The following is a 25,698-nucleotide window of genomic DNA, read 5'->3' on the forward strand; positions in this document are numbered from 1 at the left end:
TTTTTTCAAGTTTATTAACATCTTAGGATGGAATGCTAATATTTTTTTCATAATAATATTTTTCATGATTTTAATTTTTTTATTGTACCAAATATTTCATTTTATTGATTAATAATTTTAATCAATTTATTTTGTTATTACTTTAGCGAGTATGGATGATCATCATAATAGAAAAATTCTCTTTAATGAAGAGTCTTATAAAAAATTAAAAAATTATTTATTTGATAATCAAATAGATATAGGAAATTTATTTATTTTAGTAGATAATTGTACCAATAAACATTGTCTTCCAATTCTTTTCTCTCATTTGAATTTTTTAAAAAAATCTAAGATTATAAAAATTCAATCAGGAGAAAAAGAAAAAAATATTTCTACATGCATTCAGATATGGAAGAATCTGGAAATTTTTAAGGCAAATAGAAAAAGTTTAATTATTAATTTGGGAGGAGGGGTCATCACAGATATTGGTGGGTTCGTTGCTTCTGTTTTTAAAAGAGGAATTCGTTTTATAAATATTCCTACAACATTATTGGGAATGGTAGACGCTTCTATAGGATGCAAAACAGGAGTCAATTTAGAATCTATTAAAAATGAAATAGGTTCATTTTATTGTCCAGATCTTTTGATTATAGATCCTCATTATTTAAAAACTCTTCCTAAAAAGGAAATTATTTCAGGAATGTCAGAAATGTTCAAACATGGATTAATAGCAGATAAAAACTTTTGGATAAATATGAAAAAATATTATTATCAAATGGATAATAAAAAAAAAAACGAAAATCAATGGAATCATTTAATATATCAATCTATATTGATAAAAAATAAAATCGTGAAAAAAGATCCAAAAGAAAAAGGATTAAGAAAAACACTTAATTTTGGGCACACTATAGGTCATGCTTTAGAGAGTTATTTTATGAATGATTCTTCTCAAGAAAAACTTTTACATGGTCTAGCTATATCTATAGGAATGATATGCGAATCTTGGATATCATATAAAATAAATGGATTATCAATAGATGATTATGAAGAAATTAAATCTATACTTTCTGTATTATTATATCCCAATCCAATAGAAAAAATTTCTAATTTAGAAATTGATATTGATAAAATATTCTTAATTATGGAACATGATAAAAAAAATGAAAAAAATAAAATTCAATTTTCTTTATTAAAGAAAATAGGAATTTGTTCTTACAATTGTCAAGTTCCTTATTCCTTAATCAAGGAAAGTATTTTACAAATACAAAAATTGTAATTGTTTTTGATTCCATTTATTATAAAAAAAAATATGTATTTTCACATATCTTTTCATAATTCATAGTAGTAGTGTGTTATGAGTTTTTTTTCTATTTCTAATATTAGATACTGCTGCTAACTCTCTATATGCTAGATATATATCTATATTATATAATAAAAAAATCAAATGAATGAAGGAAAAAAAGAAAAATTAATTCCTATTAATATTGAAGATGAAATGAAATCATCTTACATAGATTATTCTATGTCTGTTATTGTATCCAGAGCTCTTCCTGATGCTAGGGATGGATTAAAACCTGTCCATAGAAGAGTTTTGTATGGGATGTATCAATTAGGAATCTTTTCTAATAATCCTTATAAAAAGTCAGCTCGTATTGTTGGAGAAGTGTTGGGAAAATATCATCCACATGGAGATATTTCTGTTTATGAGACTATGGTTCGTATGGCACAAAAATGGACGTTTCGTTATCCATTAATAGATGGACAAGGGAATTTTGGATCTTTAGATTCAGATCCTCCTGCTGCAATGCGTTACACAGAAGTCAGAATGAAAAAAATATCTGAAGAGATGTTATTGGATATAAAAAAAGAAACGGTAGATATGCAACTTAATTTTGATGATTCCTTAGAAGAACCTGCTGTATTACCTACACGAATTCCTAATTTGTTGATAAATGGTTCTTCTGGAATTGCAGTTGGAATGGCTACTAATATTCCTCCTCATAATTTAAAAGAAACTATCAAAGCAATTTGTGCTTATATTGATAATAATAATATATCTGTAGAACAGATAATGGAATCTATTAAAGCCCCAGATTTTCCTACAGGAGGAATTATTTACGGATATGATGGAGTTAAAAAAGCATTTCATACAGGAAGAGGACGTATTATTTTACGTGCAAAAGTTCATTTAGAAGAAATTCAAGAAAGACAATGTATTGTTGTCGATGAAATTCCTTATCAAGTGAATAAATCAGAGATGATTACTAAAACAGTTGAATTAATGAAAGAAGGAAAAATGGAAGGAATTTATCAAATTCGTGATGAATCGGATAGAAAAGGATTACGTATAGTATATATTCTTAAACAGAATACGAATCCAAATATACTTCTAAATAATTTATTCAAATATACTTCTTTGCAAACTTATTTTAATGTTAATAACATAGCATTAGTTAAAGGGAAACCTGTTCAATTAAATATAAAAGATCTCATTCAACATTTTGTATCTCATAGACATGATGTAATTATTCGTCGTACTAAACATGAATTGAAAAAATACAAAAATCGTGTTCATACTTTGACAGGATTTTTAACAATATTAGATCATTTAGATAAAATGATTGAATTAATCAAAGAATCTAAAGATCATAATGAAGCTTGTGACAAATTGATTGAAATATTTCAATTATCTAAAATACAGTCTAAATCTATTTTAGATATGCGATTGCAAAGTCTTACATCTTTAGAGCTTGATAAAATTAAAAAAGAATATGAAGAACTAGTTAAAAAGATAGAATTTTTAAAAAATGTTTTAATCCACCATTCTATAAGAATGGAAATTATTAAAAAAGAACTTTTAGATATAAAAAAAAAATATCAAGATGAACGTCGTACAGAAATAGATTATTTGGGATATGAAGCGAGTATAGAAGATTTTATTGAGAATGAACAAGTTGTTCTTACCATTTCCCATGCGGGATATATAAAAAGAACTTCTTTGTCTGAATACAAACGTCAAGGAAGAGGAGGGATAGGAAATAGAGGAGCTAGTGCTAGGGAATACGATTTTTTCAAACATCTTCTCATAGCTACAAATCATCAGTATTTACTTTTTTTTACAGAAAAGGGAAAATGTTTTTGGCTAAGAGTTTATGAAGTTCCAGAAGGATCTAAAATTTCTAAAGGAAGAGCGATACAAAATATAATTCATCTTCAACAAGATGATAAAGTAAATGCTTATATTCTTTCTGGAGATATTACAAATAAAAACTATGTTAAAGATCATTATGTTATGATGGTGACTCAAAAAGGTATTATTAAAAAAACATCTTTGGAAAACTATTCACGTCCCAGAAAATATGGAATTAATGCCATTATCATTCGTAAAGGAGATTCCTTATTAGAAGCGATTTTAATCCAAGGAGATAGTCATGTTTTTATCGCTTTAAAAAGTGGAAGAATCATTCGTTTTTCAGAAAAAAAAGTTCGTTCTACCGGAAGAACTTCTTCTGGAGTAATAGGTATCAATTTTACAAATCCAAAAGATACTGTGATTGGAATGATATGTGTTGAAAAAAATGAAAAAGGACATTTATTGGTAGTCTCTGAAAAAGGATTTGGAAAAAGATCAAATCTTAAAGATTATCGTATTACTAATCGTGGAGGAAAAGGAATAAAAACAATAAATATTACTAAAAAAACAGGGAATCTAATTTCTATCAAACATGTGACAGATGAAGATGATCTCATGATTATTAAAAAATCAGGAATCATCATTCGTATATCTGTATCAGATATACGAGTGATGGGGAGAGCAACTCAAGGAGTTCGATTAATTAATATCAAAAAAAATGATGAAATAGCGGATGTTGCAAAAGTTTATAAAAAACCTATTGCGACTCATTAAAATCTCGTAAAATATTTATACTTTCTGCTATATGTAAATCTTTTAATAAATTTTTTTTCCATTTTTTTTCTTCCAAACTATCAGATTTGGAAATAATTCTGTAGGAAGGATGAAGAATTCGCAATCCATATTCATTTAAGTAATTTTTCAAAATTTGAAAATTTTCGTTTCTTTTTTTTGCTTTTAAATTTTCATAAAAAAATTCTTTCCAATTGAGAGGAACAGATTTTTTCTTTAGAAGTTGGGATTCTATCCGTTTTGTAATTTTATCAGCATTTATTAAAAAATTATGATTTTTTTTCAAACGATTTATGCTTTTTAACTTTATTTTTTCCAAGTTTACTTTTCCTTTCCAAATTTGATAAGAAATAGGATATACATTATCCCATGACATAGGATTTTGTTGATCTTTTTCCATTTTTTTGAAAAAACGACTATTGCTTGGAATAACTATGTCTGAATTGACTCCTTTTAACTGAGTAGAACTTCCATTGATACGATAAAACTTATTTATGGTCATTTTTAATGTTCCCAATTCCCTAAAAAAGGGAAATTTGTTTAATGACAACAAAATTTGGACAGTTCCTTTTCCATATGTTTGAAAACTTCCAACAATAATTCCTCTTTTATAATCAGATATAGCAGCAGCAAGAATTTCTGAAGCAGAAGCGGATAACTCATTGACAAGAAGAACTAGGGGGCCTTCCCAAAGAACTGAATGGATGTTATTTTTTAATATCTTTTTTTTACCAAAAGGTAACCCTACTTGTACAATTGGAACTTTTCCTAAAAATAAACTAGCTATTTCTACTGCAGATTCTAAAGATCCTCCTCCATTATTTCTTATATCTAGAATAATTCCTTGAATCTTTTCTTTTTTGAGTTCTTGAATGATTTTTTTTATATCTTGAGCTGCATTTTTTCCTTTTTTATTTTCAGGATTAAAATAAAATTCTGGTAAATAGATTAATCCATATTTTTTATCCTTATTTTTATTATCCAATATTGTCACGCTTTTTGCGAATATTTCTTTGTTTTCAATAACATCTCTAATAAGAATAACATCTTCTAATGATCCATTTTTTTTTTGAATTGTTAATTTTACTTTGCTTCCTTTTTTCCCTCTTATAAGACGAATAGAATTTTCCAACAACATTCCTATAATATTTTTGGATTCTGAATTTGGATATTTTGCTACTTGAATAATTTTATCTCCTATTTCTATTTTCTTACTTTTCCATGCTGGACCACCTACTATGAGTTTAACAATGGTCGCATATCCTTTATGATCTTGTAATTCTACTCCTATTCCTTCTGTTTGTCCAGAGATATATAAATCAAAATTCTCTTTTTCTTTAGAAGAAAAATAATTAGTATGAGGATCATATTGCGAAATGATAGTATTTACGTACATAGAAAACCAATCTGATTTTTTTTTCATTTTTAATTTTCTAAAAGATTCCTGAATAGTTTCTTCAACTTTTTTTCTGCATTCTTGTTCTTTTTTTAGGAATAATTTTTTCCAAGTATTTGAATTTTTTAAAATGTTTTTTTGTTGATTTTGATTTATCGTTGTTCCTATTTCTATCAGAGTCAAATATTTTAGATATTTTCTCCATTCTTCATACCATTCTTTTTTGTTTTTAGGATAAAAAGGCTTCAGTTCTCCAGGAATAAATATTTCTTTTTTATTAAAATCAAAAGGTTTTTTTAATATTGTTAAACACAAATTTTCCCCTTCTTCTATTCTTTGATAAAAACGTTTCATTGTGATGTTAAAAAAAGTTGGATCTCCATTGATCCAATCATCATCTAGTTTTTCTCTATAAAAAGAAATATCATCCATATCTTTTTGTAAAAAGAAACGTTTTTGACGGTCTAAATTTTCAAAATATTTTCTATATACTTTTTTTGAAAAATCATTATTGACTTGAACAGGATTAGGATATAAAAAATAAAGTGTTTGATATATTTTTTTTAATATAAAACGATGTGTTTTTTGTTCACTTTTTGGAGAACAAAAACTCAATAAAAAAGTAAGAATAAAACCAATTACTATATATTTTAAACTTCTGAATTTAAAATCTGAAATCATATTATTTTTTATTATTATATAAATATAATTTTTATCATTAGTACAAAGAAAAAAAATGAAAACAAAACCAATTATTCTAGTCACAAACGATGATGGAATAATAGCTCCTGGGATTCGAGCTCTTATTCATGCTATGAATTCTTTAGGAGATGTATATGTCGTTGCTCCAAATAAACCTCAATCTGGAATAGGACATGCGATAACTATGGATGCTGTTTTGTATTGTGATTCCGTAAAAATTGATAATGGAATTCAAAAAGAATGGAAATGTTCAGGAACTCCTGTGGATTGCGTCAAATTAGCCATTAATCAAATTCTTCCAAAAAAACCTGATATTTGTGTATCAGGAATTAATCATGGATCGAATTCTTCTATAAATATTATGTATTCTGGAACAATTTCTGCAGTTATAGAAGCTGGAATAGAAGGAATTCCATCAGTGGGGTTTTCACTTTTAGATTTTGATTGGAACGCAAATTTTGAACATTCAAAAGAATATGTATGTCAAATTGTAAAGAAAATTCTTCATAATCCTACTCCAAAAAAAATTATTAGTCTTAATGTTAATATTCCAAAATTGAGAAAAGAACAAATCAAAGGAATTAAAATATGTAGACAAGCAGAAGCTAAATGGAAAGAAAGTTTTGATCGTCGTTATAATCCAAAAGGAAGATCTTATTATTGGTTAGTAGGAGATTTTGTTCATTTTGATAAAAAATTAGAAGATACTGATGAGTGGGCATTAAAAAATGGATATATTTCTATTGTACCTATTAAATTTGATTTAACAGATTACACTCTATTAAATATTTTAAAATCATGGAATTTTATATTGTTTTATCTCGTTTTGTATTCTTAATTCAAAAAAAATTCTTTGATTGGATAAAAAATAATCGATATTATACATAGAAGAAAATTGCAATGTTACTACTATATATTTTTTTATATATATTCTGTGTACTTAGTTTAGTGTTGCATCACAACATTATTTTAAACTATTGGGAGTAGTAGTAGTAATGATGAAATATGAACATGAATCAATAATAAAAATAAAAATAAGAATAAATAAAAATAATAATAAATCATGATATTGTGTCATCTCTTTTAGAAGAAGCTACTTTGAATCCAAAAAAATTTCAAGATTTTTTTGGACAACATGATGTTTTAGAAAATTTAAAAATTTTTATTCAGGCAACTAAAAAAAGAAAAGAGGCCTTAGATCATATTTTATTTCATGGACCTCCAGGATTGGGAAAAACAACTTTAGCTCATATTGTAGCTAATGAATTATGTGTTAATATTACTGTAACTTCAGGTTCAGTTTTGGATAAACCTGGAGATTTAGCAGGATTATTGATTCATATGAACTCAAATGATGTTTTATTTATTGATGAAATCCATCGTCTTTCTTCAATAGTTGAAGAATATCTATATTCAGCAATGGAAAATTATAAGATAGATATTATAATAGATTCTGGATCTAATGCTAGATCTTTACAAATTGATTTATCTCCTTTTACTTTAATAGGATCAACAACAAGATCTGGATTATTAACAGCTCCGATGCGTTCCAGATTTGGAATAAATTGCCGTCTTACCTATTATCAAAAAGAATTATTAAAACATATTGTACAGAGAAGTGCAAAAATATTAAATATTCCAATCACGGAAGAGGCTTCTTATGAAATAGCGAATAGAAGTCGTGGAACTCCACGTGTTGCGAATTTTTTACTTCGTAGAGTTCGTGATTTTGCTCAAATAAAAGGAAACGGAATTATAGATATTAACATTTGTGATTTAGGATTAAAAGCTTTGAATGTGGATAAACATGGATTAGACGAAATGGATAATAGAATATTGACATATATTATTGATCATTTTAAAGGAGGCCCTGTAGGAATCAATACGATAGCAACAGCTGTTAGTGAAAATTCAGAAACTATAGAAGAAGTTTATGAACCTTTTCTTATTCAAGAAGGATATTTAATAAGAACACCTAGAGGAAGAAAAACAACAATGTTAGCTTATAAACATATTAAACAAAATTTTTCTAAAAAAATAGAAAAATAATGAAAAAATGTCATATATTTTTATGATTATCATCAAATAAATAATAAAAGAAATATTATGCCTTCAAATGTAATTGTCGGCCTCCAATGGGGTGACGAGGGAAAAGGAAAAATCACAGACTTACTTTCTAAGAATTCGGATTATGTAATCCGTTATCAGGGGGGGAACAATTCAGGTCATTCTATTCATATTAATAAAAAACATTTAATACTTCATCTAATTCCATCTGGAGTTGTATATCCGTATATTAAATGTATTATTGGTCCAGGAGTGGTAATTGATCCGAAATATCTATTGATAGAAATAAAAAAAATAGAATCTATAGGGATAAATACATCTAAAGTGTTTTTAGCAAAACGTGCGCATATCACTATGCCTTATCATCGTTTGTTAGATAAATACAAAGAGGAATCTTTAGGAGATCAATCTATTGGAACAACACATTGTGGAATTGGTCCTACTTATGAAGATAAAATAGCAAGGGTTGGAATTCGTGTATTAGATTTCTTAAATCTAAAAATTTTTCATAAAAAATTAAAAGATAATCTTGATTACAAAAATCAAATTATAACAAAAATATATAAAAGAGAACCTCTTTCTTTTGAATCTATATATGAAGAATATATAGAATATGCTAAATCCCTTTTACCTAGAATTATTGATTCTGTTCATGAGATTCATGATGCTTTTCAGAAAGAAAAAAAAATTCTATTTGAAGGAGCTCAAGCAATGCTTTTAGATATCAATTATGGAACATATCCATATGTAACTCCTTCTTCTACTTCTACAGGAGGAGTCTGTATAGGATCCGGAATTCCTCCTATTTTTTTGAAAAATTTTATTGGAATAGCAAAAGCTTATTGTACGCGTGTAGGATATGGGCCTTTTCCTACAGAAATTAAGAGTCATATCAGTGATATGATTCGTCAAAAAGGAAATGAATATGGAGCGACTACAAAACGTCCAAGACGATGTGGATGGTTGGATCTTTTATCTTTGAAATATTCTTGTATGATTAATGGAATTAATTATTTAATAATTACAAAACTAGATGTTTTAAGCGAATTAAAATTTATAAAAGTGTGTATAGGATACAAAAGCAATGGAAAAGAAATACAATATTTTCCAGCCAATATAGTAGAAGAAGATATAGAAATAATTTATGTAGATTTTCCAGGTTGGAAAAAAGATATTTCACATATTAAAGAATATGAAGATTTACCAAAAAATTGCAAAAAATATATTACCTTTATTGAGAATTTTCTAAATTTAGAAATTTTATTAATTTCTATTGGATCTGAAAGAAATCAAAATATTATAAAAAATAAATCTTCCTTTTTTAAAATTTTTTCCTAAAAAAAATCTTTTTGTGAAAGAATATCAAAATCCTTTAGTAGAAAGATATAGCAGTAAAGAAATGTTGTATAATTTTTCTCCTAAAAAAAAATTTACTACTTGGAGAACCCTTTGGTTAGCTTTAGCAGAAGGACAAAAAGAATTAGGGTTAAATATCAATGAAGAACAAATCAATGATTTAAAAAAACATTTACATGATATAGATTGGGAAAGAGTTTCTTTTTATGAAAAAAAATTCCGTCATGATGTTATGGCGCATTTATATGCTTTTGGAGAAAAAGCCATTTTAGCTAAACCGATTCTTCATTTAGGAGCAACAAGCGCTTTTCTAGTAGACAATACAGATCTTATTTTAATTCGTGATGGATTAGAAATGATCTTGAATAAATTGATTCATATTTTATTTCGTCTTAGAAATTTTACTTTAGAATATCATAATCTACCTACATTAGCCTTTACTCATTATCAACCAGCTCAATTAACTACTGTAGGAAAACGTTCATCTTTATGGATGAACAGTTTACTTTTAGATGTAGAAGAATTAGAATTTAGATTAAAAAATATTTGTTTTCGAGGAGTCAAAGGAACTGTGGGAACAGCTGCTAGTTTTAAAGAATTATTTAATGGAGATTTACAAAAAGTAAAAAATTTGGAGAAAAAATTATCCAATAAATTTGGATTCAAAAAGATTTTCTCTGTTACAGGTCAAACTTATGACAGAAAAGTAGATACACAAATCTTAAATCTATTATCCAATATTTCTCAATCTTCTCATAAATTCAGTAATGATTTACGTCTTTTACAAAATTTAAAAGAAATAGAAGAGCCATTTGAAAAAGAACAAATTGGATCCAGTGCAATGGCTTATAAAAAAAATCCGATTCTTAGTGAACGGATAGCGTCTTTAGCAAAATATGTGATTTCATTATCAAATAGTTCAGCAATGGTTGCAGCAACTCAATGGTTAGAAAGAACTTTAGATGATTCAGCAAATAGAAGATTAGTTATTCCACAATCTTTTTTAGCAACAGATGCTATCTTAATGATTTGGAATAACATATTAGAAAATATTGTTGTGTATCCTAAAATGATTAAAAAACATATAGATCAAGAACTTCCGTTTTTAGTTACGGAATCAATTATTGTCGAAAGCGTAAAAAAGGGATCGAATAGACAAGAAATTCATGAAAGAATACGAATTCATTCTATGAATACAAATGAAAAAATAAAATTGGAAGGAAAAGAAAATGATTTTATTAAACGTATTTTAGACGATAAAAAAATACCAATTGATGAAAAAAAAATGAATCAAATACTTGATCATAAAAAATTTATAGGATTTTCTTCAGAACAAGCTTTAGAATTTATTGATAAACAAATAAATCCAGTGTTGGATAAATTTCATCATTTTATTGATGAATCGAATAACAACATGGATCTTAAAGTTTAGATAATTTATATATTATATATATATTCTATTCTTTTTTGATCATTTATAGAAATGAAGAAATGAATTTAAGGATTTATATACAGAAAAAAGTTCCTTTTGATATTTATTCTAGAAAATTATCTAGGGAATTGAAAGAAATGAAGATCTCATTATCTAAAGTAGTTGTTTATCAAACATATGATATTTTTCATATCAAAAAAGAAATTTTTTTAGATAGTTTGTATAAAATTTTTGTAGATCCTGTCACAGATTTTTTATGTAAAAAAATACATCTAAAAAATCCACATTTTTTTATAGAATATCTACCAGGAAAATATGACAGACGTGCAGATGCAGCTATGCAATGCCTAAAAATTATAGACCCTCTATCTCCCGTTTTTATAAAGACAGGTCAGTTAATCAAATTAATAGGAATGACTCATGAGGAGGATTTTTATAAAATTAAAAAATATTGTATTAATCCCATTCTTTGTCAAGAAAAAAATATTCATGAGAAAATAATTTCTTATCCTTTTTTTATTACTTGCTCTTGCTGTAATAAAAAAAATAGGACTAGTAGCAAAAGAAATAAAGAGAAAAAAAATCATTCCAAAATTATAGATGGTTTTATTCATTCTACTTATGAAGAAATAAAAAATATTCATCATACATGGGGTTTTTCTATAGAATTGAGTGATTTACTTTTCATAAAACAATACTTTATTAAAGAAAACCGTGATCCAACAGAAATAGAATTACGTATTTTAGATGCTTATTGGTCTGATCACTGTCGTCATACTACATTTTTTACGAAATTAGTCGATATAACTTTCTATGGAAAATTAAAAAAAACATATCAGAATATTTTTAATGAATATTTAAGAAATCGTAATTTAATAGGAAAATCAAAATATCCTATCAGTTTAATGGATTTATCTAGTCTTCCATCTCAAATTCTTTCTAAAAAAGGAATATTAGAAGAAAATTATGTTTTATCTAAAGAACATAATGCTTGTGTTATTATGGTTGATGTGGATATTATTAACAACAATAATAATAGAAAAAAAAAGGAAAAATGGTATTTATTATTTAAAAATGAAACACATAATTTTCCTACGGAAATTGATCCTTTTGGAGGAGCTTCCACTTGTATAGGTGGAGCGATTAGAGATCCTTTATCTGGAAGAGCTTTTGTTTATCAATCTATTAGATTAAGCGGGGCGGCAGATCCAACTATTCCAAAAACCTTAAATGGAAAATTACCACAACGTAAAATATGTTGTGAAGCAGCTTATGGGTATAGTTCTTATGGAAATCAAGTCGGAGTGGCAACAACTCATATTCATGAAATATACCACGAAGGATACAGAGCTAAAAGAATGGAAGTAGGAATGGTAATTGGAGCTGTTTCAGTTGATGCTGTTAAACAAAAAAATCCAAAAAAAGGAGATGTCATTTTGTTAGTGGGAGGATTAACAGGAAGAGATGGAATAGGAGGAGCAACATCCTCTTCTAAAGAAGAAGATCAATATAATTCAAAAAAAAATCAATTGAACAATCATCATAATATTCAAGGAAATCCAATTATAGAAAGACAACTACAAAGATTTTTTAGAAAAAAAAAAGTTGTATCCTTGATAAAAAAATGCAATGATTTTGGTGCAGGAGGAGCTGCAGTCGCTATTGGAGAATTGAGTGATAGTTTAATTCTTGATTTAGATAAAATTCCAATTAAACAAAATGATTTAAAAGCTATAGAAATAGCATTATCAGAATCTCAAGAACGTATGGCCGTTGTATTAAACCCTTCTGATGTAAAAACATTTATAAATTTGGCTCGTGAAGAAAATCTTATCTCAGTTCCCATAGCTAAAGTAACTGATAACAAACGAATAATCCTATATCATCAGAAAAAAGAACTTTTTAATTTAAAAAGTTCTTTTTTAAACACAGGAGGATCTAATAAAAAAAAAGTTGTTCATGTTAGTTCTCCTAATTCTATTTCTCCTTTTAAAAAATCAAAAAATATTTTTTTCAGTAAAAAAACATTTTTAAACACTCTTTCTTTATTAAATATTGCATCTCAAAAAAGCCTTGTAGAAATGTTTGATAGTACTGTAGGAGGAACTACAGTATTAATGCCTTTTGGAGGAAAATATCAGATGACCCCTTCTGAAGGAAGTGTTCAAAAAATACCTGTATTACATGGAAAGACAACTACGGTTAGTTTAGCTTCTTGGGGGTTTCATCCAGATATCTCTATTTGGAGTCCTCTTCATGGAGGGGTTTATGCTATTGTAGAATGTATTTCTAAAATTGTTTCTATGGGAGGGCATTATAAAAAAACTTATTTAAGTTTTCAAGAATATTATCAAAAATTAGGAAATGATCCAAAAAATTGGGGCAAACCATTTTCTGCTTTATTAGGGGCTTACCATGCACAGATGGAATTCGGAATCGCATCTATTGGAGGAAAAGATAGTATGTCTGGAACGTATAAAAATATACATGTTCCTCCAACATTAATAGCTTTTGGGGTCACAACAAGTTCATGTTTGAATATCATATCCCCTGAATTGAAAAAAATAGGAAATAAAATCTATTTGTATCATCATAGTTTTCTGGATGATAATGAGATGCCAGATTTTGATTCTATGAAAGAAGCATATAATCAAATTTATGAAGGAATTTGTTCTGGTAAAATTGTTTCTGTAAAAACTGTAAAAGATGGAGGAATATCCGTTGCTATTGCAAAAATGGCTTTTGGAAATCGTTTAGGGGTTTCTATCAATTGTAAAAATCATTTGTTTGAAATGAGTATAGGATCATTAATAATAGAATCCTCATCTTTTCTTTCAAAAAATTTTATTTTAATAGGAGAAGTTGTTTCAACTAAAAATTTAAATTTTAACGGAATACAGATTGATATAGATGAAGCGATAGAGATTTGGATGAAACCTTTATCTACTATTTTTTCCGTTAGAAAAAATAAACATAAAAAAATCATTTTACAAAAAAATAGACCAGTAGAAAAATTCTTAGAAGATCCATCAAAAAAAAAAATAAAATGGAAATCTTCTAAAAAAAAAGTAGGAGTTCCACGTGTATTTATTCCAATATTTCCTGGAACAAATAGTGAATTTGAATCCATTCATGCATTTGAAAAAGAAGGAGCAATAGTAAAAACTTATGTATTTAGAAATTTAAGTAATAAAGAGATTATTGAATCTTTATATCAAATGGAAAAACAGATAAAATCTGTACAAATATTTATGTTATGTGGAGGATTTAGTGCTGGAGATGAACCTGATGGATCTGCAAAATTTATTACGTCTATATTACATAATCAAAACATAAAAGATGCTGTTTCTCAATTTATTGATCATGATGGGTTAATTTTAGGAATTTGTAACGGATTTCAGGCTTTAATCAAATCAGGATTATTACCTTATGGAAAAATAACATTACGTAACTCTAAATCTCCTACATTGACTTATAATGAAATAGGAAAACATATATCACAATGTGTTCATATAAAAGTGATTTCTGATCAATCTCCATGGTTAAATGGAATGAAAAATAAAATATATACACTTCCAGTATCTCATGGGGAAGGTAGATTTTATGCAAGTGAAAAAATAATTAATGTTTTATTCAAAACAAATCAAATTGCAACACAATATGTCGATTTACAAGGAAATCCTACTTTAGAAAGTTCATATAATCCTAATGGATCTTCTGGGGCAATAGAAGGAGTCTTAAGTAAAGATGGAAGAATTTATGGAAGAATGACACATCCAGAACGTTACGGTCATGGATTATTAAAAAATATCCCAAATATTAATGAACATTCTATTTTTAGAAATGCTGTACAATATTTTTTATAAGATAAAATTAAAATCAATATGAAAATTGCCATATTTTGTGGAAGCGTATCAGATAAGTTAATTATGCAAGCATCAGCTAGAATCCTAGATAAATTTAATATAAGTTACAAAACTTATGTGATTTCAGCACATAGATTACCAGATATTTTATCAAAAACTATCAAAAAAATAGAATCTATAGAAAAAGGAGTAGAATTAATTATTGCAGGGGCTGGTTTATCCGCTCATTTACCAGGATTCATCGCTTCAAAAACGGTTTTACCGGTTATAGGAGTTCCAATTCATCATCAAAAAAACGGATTGTTAGGGGGAATAGATGCTCTTTTTTCTATAGTACAAATGCCTAAAGATGTTCCTGTTGCTACAGTAGGGATAAATAATGCATATAACGCTGCTTTATTAGCTATTCATATTTTATCCATAAAATATCAAGATATAAAAAAATCATTGATAAAATTTAGAATGGATGTAAAAGAAAAATTAGTTAATGAAATCGATCAATATTTATAATAAAAATAAGTTGATTATGAATAATAAAATAACTAAAAAAAAGTTTTTATTAGAAGGAAAAACAAAAAAAATCTATTCTACAGAGAATCCCTATGAAATTATCCTTCACTACAAAGATAATATAACGACTTTTGATGGATTAAAAAAAGAATTATTACAGGATAAAGGAATTTTAAATAATGAAATAACAACACTTATCTTTAAGTTTCTTAATTCTTGTGGAATTAAAACTCATTTTATTCGTAAAATCAATAATAGAGAACAATTGTGTGTTAAAGTGGATATGATTCCATTGGAGTTTGTAGTTCGTAATATTATTTCTGGAAGTATGTCTAAACGTTTAGGAGTAAAAGAAGGAACTCATACAAAGAATAATAATACGATTCTTGAGATTTTTTATAAAAACGATGCATTAAATGACCCATTAATTAATGATCATCATGCCGTTTTTTTAGGAGTTATTTCTTATGAAGAATTAAATACGATTAATAAAATTATATTAAATATTAATAATATTCTGAAAAAATATTTTTTAGAAAAAAATATTTTTTTAGTAGATTTTAAAATAGAATTTGGAAAAAATGAAAAAAATCAAATTTTACTTTCTGATGAAATCAGCCCTGATACTTGCCGTTTTTGGGATAAAAAAACAATGAAAAAACTTGATAAAGATTTATTTAGAATAGGGGTGGTTAGTGAAGAAGTTGTTCTTGATACTTATATGGAAGTATTAAAAAGGTTAAATGTTGGTTAATCTAATTAAATAAATTATTCTTATGGGAAGAAGAAAAAGATATTCTTTTTACAGAAAAAAAAGTATCCCCTATTTTCATCAATAAGAGTAGTCTAGTCATAATACATAATAAGAAGAACTAAGAATAAAATATTATGATTTATTCTGATAAATTTCATGAGGAATGCGGTGTTTTTGGTATTTATTCTCCTCAGAAAATAGATACTTTTTCTTTAATTCAATTTGGATTATTTGCATTACAACACCGGGGGCAGGAAGCTTGTGGATTTTCTGTTTTACGAGATGGATTTATCTTATCCCATAAAAGTGAAGGTCTTGTTTTAGATTCTTTTCGAGAAATTGCAAATTCTCAATGTTATCATGGAAATGCTGTTATTGGGCATACACGTTATTCTACAGAAGGAGGACAGAGTAAAAAAAATATTCAACCATTCTTTGGAGAAGATTCTCATGGAAGAAGTACTATTTCTATAGTACATAATGGGAATTTAATTAATGCTAAAACAATTCGAAAAAATTTAGAATCAAAAGGAATCACTTTTATTTCCGAATATTCGGATTCCGAAGTGATTTTGCGTTTAATCCAAAAATATTTACATGAATATGATAATATACTCGAAATGGCTATTCAAAAAACAACTCTTGATATTCAAGGAGCCTATTCTGTTATAGTTCTTATGAATAATAAAATTGCGGCATTTAGAGATCCAAATGGAATTCGTCCTTTATGTTATGGAATGCTCAATGAAAAAACTTATATATTTAGTTCAGAAACTTGTGGAATAGATTCTGTAGGGGGTTATTATATAAGAGATCTTTTTCCAGGAGAAATGGCTATCGTAGATCAAAAAAAGTCAATACGATTTTCTCTACTTACAAAAAAAAAATACACAAAAAGAAGAAGAAGAACATGTTCTTTTGAGTATATTTATTTTTCTCGTCCTGATTCTTTAATTGAAAATATGAATGTTTATGAATTACGTGAAAAAAGTGGAGAAAAACTTTATGAACAATATCCAGTAGAAGCAGATGTCGTTATTGGGGTTCCAGATTCTGGAGTTCCAGCATCTATTGGATTTTCCAAAGCCTCTGGAATTCCTTTCAAACCAATATTAGTTAAAAACAAATATATTGGAAGATCTTTTATTCTACCGAAACAAGAAATACGTGAACGTATAGTCAATCTAAAATTAAATCCTATATTAGATGAAATTAAGGGGAAACGTATTGTTATTGTTGATGATTCCATTGTTCGTGGAACTACGAGTCGTAGGTTAGTTTCTATATTAAGAAAAGCAGGAGCTAGAGAAATTCATTTTAGAAGTGCTTCTCCACCTATTATCGCTCCGTGTTTTTTAGGTGTAGATACACCAAGTAAAAAAGATTTGATTTCACATAATATGAATAAGGAAAAAATAGCTGAAATTTTAGATGTAGATAGTTTAGAATTTTTAAATATGAAAAATCTAATCGAGATACTTGGAAGTAAAAATTACTGTTTTGGTTGTTTTACTGGAAATTATCCTGTTGTTCATAAAAAAAATGATTGATTTTGTATCTATCTATCTTATTCTTTTGTCAATTCTTCTTTTCCAAAACCAATAATAATTGGAATAAATAATGAAAGAAAATTATCGTACTAAAATTAACAATATTTTAAAAGAAACTTATACTCATAAAGTAATTAGTTCATTGGATCATTTTTCTGCTTTTTATAAAATGTCTGAATGTGTTGGATATAATAAAAAATATAAAGAGCCTATTTTGGTTTCTGGTGTTGATGGTGTAGGAACTAAACTACGTTTAGCCATTAATTATAAAAAATATGATATTATTGGAAAAGATTGTTTTGCCATGTGTGCAAATGATGTTTTGTGTCATGGAGCAAAACCTTTATTTTTTTTAGACTATTTGGCTTGCGGAAAACTTGATTCTAATATTGCAGAAAAAATTCTACAAGGAATAGCTTCATATTGTAAGAAAACAACTACATGTCTTATTGGAGGAGAAACTGCAGAAATGCCTGGTATTTATCAATTTAACGATTATGATATTGCTGGTTTTTGTGTAGGAATTGTAGATAAAGAGAACATTATAGATGGGAAAAAGAGAATTCAGGAAGATGATGTTTTAATTGGACTTCCTTCTTCAGGAGTCCATAGTAATGGATTTTCTTTAATTAGAAATATTTTTTGTGAAGAAGATTTTGCAAAAGATTTTCAAAAAAAACCGTTTTATGAGACTCTTTTAATTCCAACTAGAATTTATCATTTTCCTATTCATATTTTATTAGAAAAATTTTTGATACATGGATTAGCTCATATAACTGGAGGAGGAATAAACGAAAATTTATTACGAATTCTTCCAGAAAATTTTTCAGCTGTGGTAGAAAGAAACAAGATACCGATTCAGCCTGTTTTTAATTTTATTCAAAAAATAGGAAATTTGTCAGATAAAATCATGTGGAATACTTTTAATATGGGAGTAGGAATGATTATAATAGTTTCTGTTCAAGATCAATCTTCTGTCTTGCATAAATTATGTGTTTTAGGAGAAGATCCTTTTGTTTTTGGTCATATTGTAAAAGGAAATAAAAAAGTACTTTTGACATAAAAAAAATATTTTCAATTTCATGAAAAAACTAGCTATTTTAGTTTCTGGAAGAGGAACAAATATGCAGCATATTTTTCAAGCTATTTCCAATGGAAAGCTTTCTAATTTTAAAGTAGATTTAGTCATTTCTGATAGACAATGCATAGCTATTCAATATGCGGAGGCGTTAAAAGAAAATATTCAGACTATTTCTTTAGAAAAAGTAAAAAAAAGATTTTTATCTAAAGAAATTCATAATTTTTTATTGGAAAAGATTCCAGATATTATAGTTCTTTCAGGATTCCTATCCATACTTGATGCAGAATTTTGTGAAAAATGGAACGGTAAAATTATCAATATTCATCCCTCTCTTTTACCTAAATATGGAGGAAAAGGAATGTATGGAATGAGAGTCCATCAAGAAGTTATCAAGAATAAAGAAAAAATATCCGGGGCGACAGTTCATTATGTCACAAAATCTATTGATTCAGGAAATATCATTTTAAAAAAATCATGTAGAATTTCTTCACAAGAAACTCCTATTTCTTTATCTAAAAAAATATCTATCATAGAAGAAGAGATCCTTATTAAATCTCTTAATTCCTTTTAACGGTTTTTTTTCATATAAAAAATAAATTTTCTACTTTTTTACACAATAATTAAATATATTTAAATAATCAATTTCAATATTATAATGAAAAAAGCATTGATTAGTGTTTATGAAAAAGATGGAAAATTATTTGATTTTGTCAACTTTCTAAATAGAAAAGGATATCAAATTATTTCTACTGGTGGTACTTTTCAATATTTGAAAAAACATGGAATAAATCATGTTCTAAAAATATCAGAGATAACATCTTTTCCTGAGATTTTAGATGGAAGAATCAAAACTATTCATCCTAATATTTATGGAGGAATTTTGGCCAATCGTTTTATTGAAGAACATATGAATTCTATTCTTTTTCACAATATTTCTCCCATTGATATTGTATTGGTTAATTTTTATCCTTTTTTTGAAAAAATACATTTAAAATCTTTTAATTCATTGATTGAATTTATAGATATAGGGGGCCCTTCTATGCTTCGTGCAGCCGCAAAAAATTTTTTACATGTTACGGCAATTACAGATAAAAATGATTATATTTTAGTAAAAAATGAAATAGAATATAATGGAATGACTTCATTAAAATTGAGAAAAAAATTAGCTGGGAAAGTGTTTAATCTCACTTCTGCATATGATTCTGCTATTTCTCAATATCTTCTTGAAGAAGATTTTCCTACCTATTTCCATTCTTCTTATAAAAAAAAAATGAATCTCCGTTATGGAGAAAATCCTCATCAACAAGCAGCATATTATGTTAGTACGATTCATCAAGGTGCAATGCGAAATTTTCATCAATTACATGGAAAAGAACTTTCATTTAATAATTTACGAGATATGGATATCGCTTGGAAAGTTGTATCACAATTCTCTGAACCAGCTTGTTGTACAGTAAAACATTCTACCCCTTGTGGGGTCGCATTAGGAAAGAATATAATTGAAGCATTTCAAAAAACTTATTATGCCGATGATATTTCTTTTTTTGGAGGAATAATGGCAGTGAATGTTCCAATTACAAAAGAATTAGCAAATGAGATAAAAAACATTTTTTTAGAAGTAATTTTGTCTCCTAGTTATGAAACAGATGTTTTAAATATTTTAAAAATAAAAAAAAATATGAGAGTTATCAGAATAAATGAGCCAATTTCTGATACATTAGAATATGTTAAAATAGATGGGGGGGTCTTAGTCCAACAAGTGGATCGTTTTTTGTCTAAGAATTATAAAATAGTTACCAAGAAAAAATTTTCTGATAAAGAACTTATGTCTTTATTTTTTGCTCAAAAAGTAGTTAAATACGTAAAATCCAATGCAATTGTTGTCGCAAAAGGAACACAAACTTTAGGAATTTCCGGGGGGCAAACAAATAGAATTTGGGCAGCTCGTCAAGCTATAGAGAGAGCTTTAGAAAAAAGTAAAAGAGATTTAGTGCTTGTTTCTGATGCTTTTTTCCCTTTTAGAGATGTAGTCGATGAAGCGGCTCGTTCTGGTGGGGGAATTCGTGCGATCATTCAACCAGGAGGTTCTATACGTGATGAAGAATCTGTAAAAGCTTGTGATGAATATGGAATAGCTATGGCTTTCACAGGAAAAAGACATTTTAAACATTAATTAAAAATAAAACATGATAATGCATGAAAGTTTTAATTCTTGGAAGCGGAGGACGTGAACACGCTATTGGTAAAAAATTATTGAAAGATTTATATTCTATTGATCTTTATTTTTATCCTGGAAATGGAGGTACAGATCAAATAGGAAAAAATATTGAAAAAATTCAGACTCCATCAGAATTATGTTTTTTTGCAAAAAAATCTGCAATAGATTTAACTATTGTAGGTTCTGAAGTTTTTCTATTGGAAAAAATTGTAGATATTTTTCAAAATTTTGGATTAAAAATAATAGGACCACATTATCTTGCATCTAGACTTGAAGGAGACCGTGTTTTTGCTAAATATTTTATGAATAAATATGGAGTACGTACTCCTAAATACGAAATTTTTTCTTGCTATCAAAAAGCTATGGATTTTTTAGAAAAAACTACTTATTCCGTAGCTATTAAAACTAGAGGAATTGCTGCAGGAAAAGGGGTTTTGTTAGTCAAGAATAAAAATGAAGCCAAAAAGGCTTTGAATTCTATCATGAAAGATAAAAAATTTGGTAAATCTGGAAATCAAGTAATCATAGAAGAATTCTTGCAAGGAAATGAAGCTTCTATTATATCTATATTTAATGGAAAAAATATTATTCCTTTTTTATCTTCTAAAGATTATAAAAAAATAGGAGAAAAAGAAACAGGGTTGAATACAGGAGGAATGGGAACAATTGTCCCTAATCCACATATGACAAATGATGTCTGGATAGATTTTAAGAAAAATATATTAGAACCAACTTTGGAAGGATTATTTTTGGAAAAATTAACTTTTTTTGGATTTATTTATTTTGGATTAATGATTACTTCGAATGGGGTTTATTTATTAGAATATAATACTCGTTTAGGAGATCCTGAAATTCAAACTTTATTTCCATTAATGAAAAGTAATTTTCTTCAGATAATACAATCTTCCCTTTTTCAACAAAAAGACATCATCAATATACACTGGAAAAAATTGTGTTCTTGTTGTGTTGTTTTGTCTTCAAAAGGATATCCAGAAAAATACGAAAGTGGAAAAATTATAGAGGGACTTCATTCCTTAAAAGAACCTTTTTATATTGCTGGAGCAAAAAAAGAAAAGGGAAAATGGATAACGTCAAGTGGACGTGTTCTCAATATAATAGGAGTAGGAAAATCTATTGATGAAGCAAGAAAAATAGCTTATGATAAAGTAAAAAAAATTCATTTTGAAAATTTATATTTTAGAAAAGATATTGGTTTATAATTAGTTATTTAAAAACTCATCTAAAAAATTTTAATGAAAAAAGATTCTATTCTCATATTAGATTTTGGTTCGCAATATAGCCAAATGATAGTAAGAAGAATTCGAGAAATAGGCGTATATGCAATATTATGTTCTTATGATATTTCGATTCATAATATTTTATCAAAAAAACCAAAAGGAATCCTTTTATCAGGAAGTCCCTTTTCTGTTTATGACAAAAACTCTCCTTTAATATCTAAAGAAATATTCCAATTAAATATTCCTATATTTGGAATTTGTTATGGAATGCAACTGATTTCTTTTCTTTTTGGAGGAAAAATAGAAAAATCAAAATACAGAGAATATGGAAAATCCTATTTTATTATAGATCATTTCAAAAACGATTTATTATTTGGAATTCCTAAAAGATCAGTTGTTTGGATGAGTCATTTTGATGAAATAAAAGATTTACCAAAAGAATTCAAAGCGATAGGTCATACTTCATCTTGTTCTATTGCAGCTATAATTCATAAAACTAAAGATATTTATGCAGTACAATTTCATCCAGAAGTAGATAATACAAAATTTGGAATCTCTATGTTAAAGAATTTTATTCTTCATATTTGTAAATGTAATCCAAATTGGAAATTAAATAAGTTTGTACAAAATACTGTCAAAAAAATAAAAAAACGTGTATCTAATAAAAAAGTTATTCTAGGATTTTCAGGAGGTGTGGACTCTTTTGTATCAGCTTATATCATTCATAAAGCCATTGGAAATGCTTTGAATTGTATTTTCGTTGATACAGGATTTCTTCTAAAAAAAGAAAAAGAAAAAATATTTTCTCATTGTCAAAAAATGAATTTTTCTATTAAAATAATAGATGCAAAAAAACGTTTTTTATCTATTTTAACTGGAATTGTGGATCCTGAAAAAAAAAGAAAAATTATAGGAAATGAATTTGCATCCATTTTTCAAATGGAATCAGAAAAAATTAAAAATGTAGAATTTTTAGCACAAGGAACTATATATTCAGATGTTATTGAGTCCTCAATTTCTTCAAAATTAAGAAAAAATTTTTTTATTAAATCTCATCATAATGTAGGAGGATTACCTCAATTAAAAAAATTGAAACTTATTGAACCGTTAAAAGAATTATTTAAAGATGAAGTTAGAAAAATAGGGATAGAATTAGGAATTCCAAAAAAAATTTTATATAGTCATCCATTTCCTGGACCTGGGTTAAGCATTCGCATTCTTGGAGAAGTCAATAAAAAAAAGATTTCTATTCTCAAAGAATCGGAAAGTATTCTTTCACAAGAGTTAAAAAAATCAAATCTTTATGATTTTGTTAATCAAGCATTTATTATATTATTGCCAGTAAAATCCGTAGGAATAAAAGGAGATAAACGAACATACGAATATACAGCTGTATTACGTGTTATAAAAACAGAAGATTTTATGACGGCTACTTTTTCACGTTTGCCTTACGATTTTTTAGAAAAAATTTCTAATAGAATTATTAATGAAGTTGATGGAATTAACCGTTTGGTATATGACATCACATCCAAACCTCCAGCTACTATTGAATGGGAATAATTTTTTTTTTATATCATCATAGAAATAAGATTGGATATATTTTTTTTTAATTCCGTTCTAGAAGAAATTAAATCTATAAAACCATGTTCCAAAAGAAATTCTGCAGTTTGAAACCCCTTAGGAAGATCTTTTCCTATAGTTTCTTTAATCACTCTAGGTCCAGCAAATCCTATAAGAGCACCTGGTTCTGCTATGTTAATATCTCCAAGTAAAGCATAAGAAGCTGTCACTCCTCCTGTAGTAGGATCTGTAAGAACGGATATATAAGGAATTCTTGCATCACGTAATTGAGTAAATCTAGCTATAGTTTTTGCCATTTGCATTAGAGAAAAGGCAGATTCCATAATCCTAGCTCCACCAGATTTAGATATTAATACATATGGAAATTTTTTTTCAATACAGTATTTTATTGCTCTAGATATTTTTTCACCTACTACAGATCCCATAGATCCTCCTATAAATGAAAAATCCATACAGGAAATCACTAAATTTATTCCTTTCATTTTTCCCACTCCAGTTCTGATCGCATCATATAAATTAGTTTTTTTTATTGCTTCTTGAATTCTGTCTGTATATTTTTTACAATCTATCCATTTGACAGGATCCTGACTCGTCATTTTAACATTCATTTCTAAAAATTTTCCATGATCAAAAAGAATTTCAAAATATTCTTTGCTATGAACTCTGACATGATACCCATCTTCTGGACTTACATAAGCATTTTTTTTTAATTCTTCTGTATCTATAATTTTTCCACTAGGTGTTCTATACCAAAGACCTTTTGGTAAATTTTTTCTATCTTCTATAGGGGTTAGAATATTTTTTTTTTTTCTTAAAAACCAAGCCATGGTTTCATAAAGTATTAATGTTATTCATTAATTCAAAATATTTTTTAAGAAAAATCTTAAATGATTTTTCTCCTTCTCTAAGCCATGTTCTAGGATCATAATATTTTTTGTTTGGAAGATATTTTCCTTCTGGATTCCCTATTTGTTTTTCTAAATATTTTTTATATTTGTTCATATAATCTCTAACTCCACATGTAAAAGCATATTGTAAATCGGTATCTACATTCATTTTAATTACCCCATAACCAATCGCTTCTTGAATTTCTCTTTTGGAAGATCCTGATCCTCCATGAAAAACCAAAAAAACTGGTTTTTCTCTAGTATGAAATTTATTTTGTATATATTTTTGAGTTTTTTGTAATATTTCAGGACGTAAAATAACATTTCCTGGTCTATAAACTCCGTGAACATTTCCAAATGAAGCAGCAATAATGAAAAAATTATTATTTATTTTGATTAATTTTTCATAAGCATATGAAACTTCTTTTGGCTGAGTATAAAGTTTATTATTTTCTATATTGGAATTATCTATTCCGTCTTCTTCTCCTCCCGTAACACCAAGTTCTATTTCAAGAGTCATTTGAATCTTATTCATTCTTTCAAAATATTTTTCGCAAATTCTAATATTTTCTTCTAAAGATTCTTGAGAAAAATCTAACATATGTGAACTAAACAATGTTTTTCCGAAATGTTTATAATGTATTTCGTTAGCATTTAATAGTCCATCTATCCATGGTAAATTGTTTTTGGAACAATGATCTGTATGAAGAATAACAGTTGATTTATAAGCTTTCGCTAATTCATGAACATGTTTAGCGAAAGCTATTGAACCTTTTATTGCTGCTACTTGTTCTCGGTTTTTTAATCCTTTTCCTGCGTAAAATAGAGCTCCACCATTGGATAACTGAATGATGACAGGAGAATTGACTTCTGCAGCGACTTCCAATACTGCATTTATAGTATTAGATCCAATAACATTGACAGCAGGGATAGCAAAAATATTTTCCTTAGCGTATTCAAATATTTCTTTTACAAGATTTCCAGTTGCTACTCCATAAGGGAATTTTTGAGACATATATTTTTTTTATTTAATTTAAGGATAAACAAATATGAAAAAGAAAATAAGAAAAAAGAATCTTCCTATGAAAGATCAATCAAATAAGATAAGATGTCTGTAATTTTTATATTTATTTAAACTAATACTAAATCCTAATCA

At 27.2% G+C, this 25,698-nt stretch carries 18 protein-coding genes; 15 read left to right on the forward strand and 3 right to left on the reverse strand.

The features are described from left to right. The first annotated feature begins 151 nt into the window (after positions 1-151). A complete protein-coding gene (gene aroB / locus H0H53_RS00725) occupies positions 152-1,255 on the forward strand; it encodes a 3-dehydroquinate synthase (protein ID WP_185870622.1) in 1,104 nt (367 codons plus the stop codon). A gap of 168 nt (positions 1,256-1,423) precedes the next feature. After that, positions 1,424-3,886, forward strand: a complete 2,463-nt coding sequence (gene gyrA, locus H0H53_RS00730) for a DNA gyrase subunit A (protein ID WP_185870623.1) — start codon at positions 1,424-1,426, stop codon at positions 3,884-3,886. On the opposite strand, the gene H0H53_RS00735 is transcribed toward gyrA, so the two are convergent. Next, positions 3,870-5,981, reverse strand: a complete 2,112-nt coding sequence (locus H0H53_RS00735; RefSeq protein ID WP_185870624.1) for a carboxy terminal-processing peptidase — start codon at positions 5,979-5,981, stop codon at positions 3,870-3,872. The genes gyrA and H0H53_RS00735 overlap by 17 nt on opposite strands. 55 nt (positions 5,982-6,036) lie before the next feature. Here H0H53_RS00735 and surE point away from each other — a divergent pair, with 55 nt between their 5' ends. The 13 genes from surE to guaA all read left to right on the forward strand — a co-directional run bounded on the left by surE (position 6,037) and on the right by guaA (position 23,634). Next, positions 6,037-6,840: a 5'/3'-nucleotidase SurE gene (gene surE, locus H0H53_RS00740; protein WP_185870625.1), complete on the forward strand. Its 804-nt coding sequence runs from the start codon at positions 6,037-6,039 to the stop codon at positions 6,838-6,840. Between the two features lie 233 nt (positions 6,841-7,073). Next, a complete protein-coding gene (gene ruvB, locus H0H53_RS00745; protein ID WP_185870626.1) occupies positions 7,074-8,051 on the forward strand; it encodes a Holliday junction branch migration DNA helicase RuvB in 978 nt (325 codons plus the stop codon). A gap of 57 nt (positions 8,052-8,108) precedes the next feature. Next, positions 8,109-9,407 (forward strand): adenylosuccinate synthase, encoded by a 1,299-nt coding sequence (locus H0H53_RS00750; protein WP_185870627.1) that lies wholly within the window; start codon positions 8,109-8,111, stop codon positions 9,405-9,407. A 13-nt stretch (positions 9,408-9,420) separates the two neighbouring features. Further along, entirely contained in the window at positions 9,421-10,857 is a 1,437-nt protein-coding gene (gene purB, locus H0H53_RS00755) for an adenylosuccinate lyase (RefSeq protein ID WP_185870628.1), read from the forward strand. A 59-nt stretch (positions 10,858-10,916) separates the two neighbouring features. Then, a complete protein-coding gene (locus H0H53_RS00760; RefSeq protein WP_185870629.1) occupies positions 10,917-14,723 on the forward strand; it encodes a phosphoribosylformylglycinamidine synthase in 3,807 nt (1,268 codons plus the stop codon). Between the two features lie 18 nt (positions 14,724-14,741). Then, positions 14,742-15,233, forward strand: coding sequence for a 5-(carboxyamino)imidazole ribonucleotide mutase (gene purE / locus H0H53_RS00765; RefSeq protein WP_185870630.1), 492 nt, complete (start codon positions 14,742-14,744; stop codon positions 15,231-15,233). Positions 15,234-15,249: 16 nt separating this feature from the next. Beyond that, complete coding sequence (gene purC / locus H0H53_RS00770) at positions 15,250-15,987, forward strand: phosphoribosylaminoimidazolesuccinocarboxamide synthase (protein ID WP_185870631.1); 738 nt, start codon at positions 15,250-15,252, stop codon at positions 15,985-15,987. 134 nt (positions 15,988-16,121) lie between these two features. Then, positions 16,122-17,537, forward strand: coding sequence for an amidophosphoribosyltransferase (gene purF, locus H0H53_RS00775; protein ID WP_185870632.1), 1,416 nt, complete (start codon positions 16,122-16,124; stop codon positions 17,535-17,537). 70 nt (positions 17,538-17,607) lie between these two features. Next, positions 17,608-18,600: a phosphoribosylformylglycinamidine cyclo-ligase gene (gene purM, locus H0H53_RS00780; protein WP_185870633.1), complete on the forward strand. Its 993-nt coding sequence runs from the start codon at positions 17,608-17,610 to the stop codon at positions 18,598-18,600. 19 nt (positions 18,601-18,619) lie between these two features. Continuing rightward, positions 18,620-19,189 (forward strand): formyltransferase family protein, encoded by a 570-nt coding sequence (locus tag H0H53_RS00785; protein WP_185870634.1) that lies wholly within the window; start codon positions 18,620-18,622, stop codon positions 19,187-19,189. Positions 19,190-19,273: 84 nt separating this feature from the next. Next, positions 19,274-20,791, forward strand: coding sequence for a bifunctional phosphoribosylaminoimidazolecarboxamide formyltransferase/IMP cyclohydrolase (gene purH / locus H0H53_RS00790; protein ID WP_185870635.1), 1,518 nt, complete (start codon positions 19,274-19,276; stop codon positions 20,789-20,791). Between the two features lie 23 nt (positions 20,792-20,814). Then, positions 20,815-22,056: a phosphoribosylamine--glycine ligase gene (gene purD, locus H0H53_RS00795; protein WP_185870636.1), complete on the forward strand. Its 1,242-nt coding sequence runs from the start codon at positions 20,815-20,817 to the stop codon at positions 22,054-22,056. Positions 22,057-22,089: 33 nt separating this feature from the next. After that, a complete protein-coding gene (guaA, locus tag H0H53_RS00800) occupies positions 22,090-23,634 on the forward strand; it encodes a glutamine-hydrolyzing GMP synthase (protein ID WP_185870637.1) in 1,545 nt (514 codons plus the stop codon). A gap of 8 nt (positions 23,635-23,642) precedes the next feature. Here the strand turns inward: guaA and accD are convergent, their stop codons facing one another. Together accD and fbaA are read right to left on the reverse strand one after the other, a co-directional pair. After that, positions 23,643-24,482 carry an acetyl-CoA carboxylase, carboxyltransferase subunit beta gene (gene accD / locus H0H53_RS00805; RefSeq protein ID WP_185870638.1) on the reverse strand — a complete coding sequence of 280 codons (840 nt, stop codon included), beginning with the start codon at positions 24,480-24,482 and terminating at the stop codon, positions 23,643-23,645. A 4-nt stretch (positions 24,483-24,486) separates the two neighbouring features. Beyond that, positions 24,487-25,557: a class II fructose-bisphosphate aldolase gene (gene fbaA / locus H0H53_RS00810; protein ID WP_185870639.1), complete on the reverse strand. Its 1,071-nt coding sequence runs from the start codon at positions 25,555-25,557 to the stop codon at positions 24,487-24,489. Between the last annotated feature and the right edge of the window lie 141 nt (positions 25,558-25,698).

The organism is Blattabacterium cuenoti (assembly GCF_014251955.1).
Classification (GTDB): domain Bacteria; phylum Bacteroidota; class Bacteroidia; order Flavobacteriales; family Blattabacteriaceae; genus Blattabacterium; species Blattabacterium cuenoti_L.

Bases quoted from the DNA above. Each gene is read 5' to 3' on its own strand.
- purF (WP_185870632.1), top strand. From the start codon at position 16,122: ATGATTTATTCTGATAAATTTCATGAGGAATGCGGTGTTTTTGGTATT.
- purE (WP_185870630.1), top strand. From the start codon at position 14,742: ATGAAAATTGCCATATTTTGTGGAAGCGTATCAGATAAGTTAATTATG.
- H0H53_RS00760 (WP_185870629.1), top strand. From the start codon at position 10,917: ATGAATTTAAGGATTTATATACAGAAAAAAGTTCCTTTTGATATTTAT.
- accD (WP_185870638.1), bottom strand. From the start codon at position 24,482: ATGGCTTGGTTTTTAAGAAAAAAAAAAAATATTCTAACCCCTATAGAA.
- purC (WP_185870631.1), top strand. From the start codon at position 15,250: ATGAATAATAAAATAACTAAAAAAAAGTTTTTATTAGAAGGAAAAACA.
- H0H53_RS00735 (WP_185870624.1), bottom strand. From the start codon at position 5,981: ATGATTTCAGATTTTAAATTCAGAAGTTTAAAATATATAGTAATTGGT.
- purD (WP_185870636.1), top strand. From the start codon at position 20,815: ATGAAAGTTTTAATTCTTGGAAGCGGAGGACGTGAACACGCTATTGGT.
- purH (WP_185870635.1), top strand. From the start codon at position 19,274: ATGAAAAAAGCATTGATTAGTGTTTATGAAAAAGATGGAAAATTATTT.
- fbaA (WP_185870639.1), bottom strand. From the start codon at position 25,557: ATGTCTCAAAAATTCCCTTATGGAGTAGCAACTGGAAATCTTGTAAAA.
- purM (WP_185870633.1), top strand. From the start codon at position 17,608: ATGAAAGAAAATTATCGTACTAAAATTAACAATATTTTAAAAGAAACT.
- surE (WP_185870625.1), top strand. From the start codon at position 6,037: ATGAAAACAAAACCAATTATTCTAGTCACAAACGATGATGGAATAATA.
- guaA (WP_185870637.1), top strand. From the start codon at position 22,090: ATGAAAAAAGATTCTATTCTCATATTAGATTTTGGTTCGCAATATAGC.
- H0H53_RS00750 (WP_185870627.1), top strand. From the start codon at position 8,109: ATGCCTTCAAATGTAATTGTCGGCCTCCAATGGGGTGACGAGGGAAAA.
- gyrA (WP_185870623.1), top strand. From the start codon at position 1,424: ATGAATGAAGGAAAAAAAGAAAAATTAATTCCTATTAATATTGAAGAT.
- aroB (WP_185870622.1), top strand. From the start codon at position 152: ATGGATGATCATCATAATAGAAAAATTCTCTTTAATGAAGAGTCTTAT.
- H0H53_RS00785 (WP_185870634.1), top strand. From the start codon at position 18,620: ATGAAAAAACTAGCTATTTTAGTTTCTGGAAGAGGAACAAATATGCAG.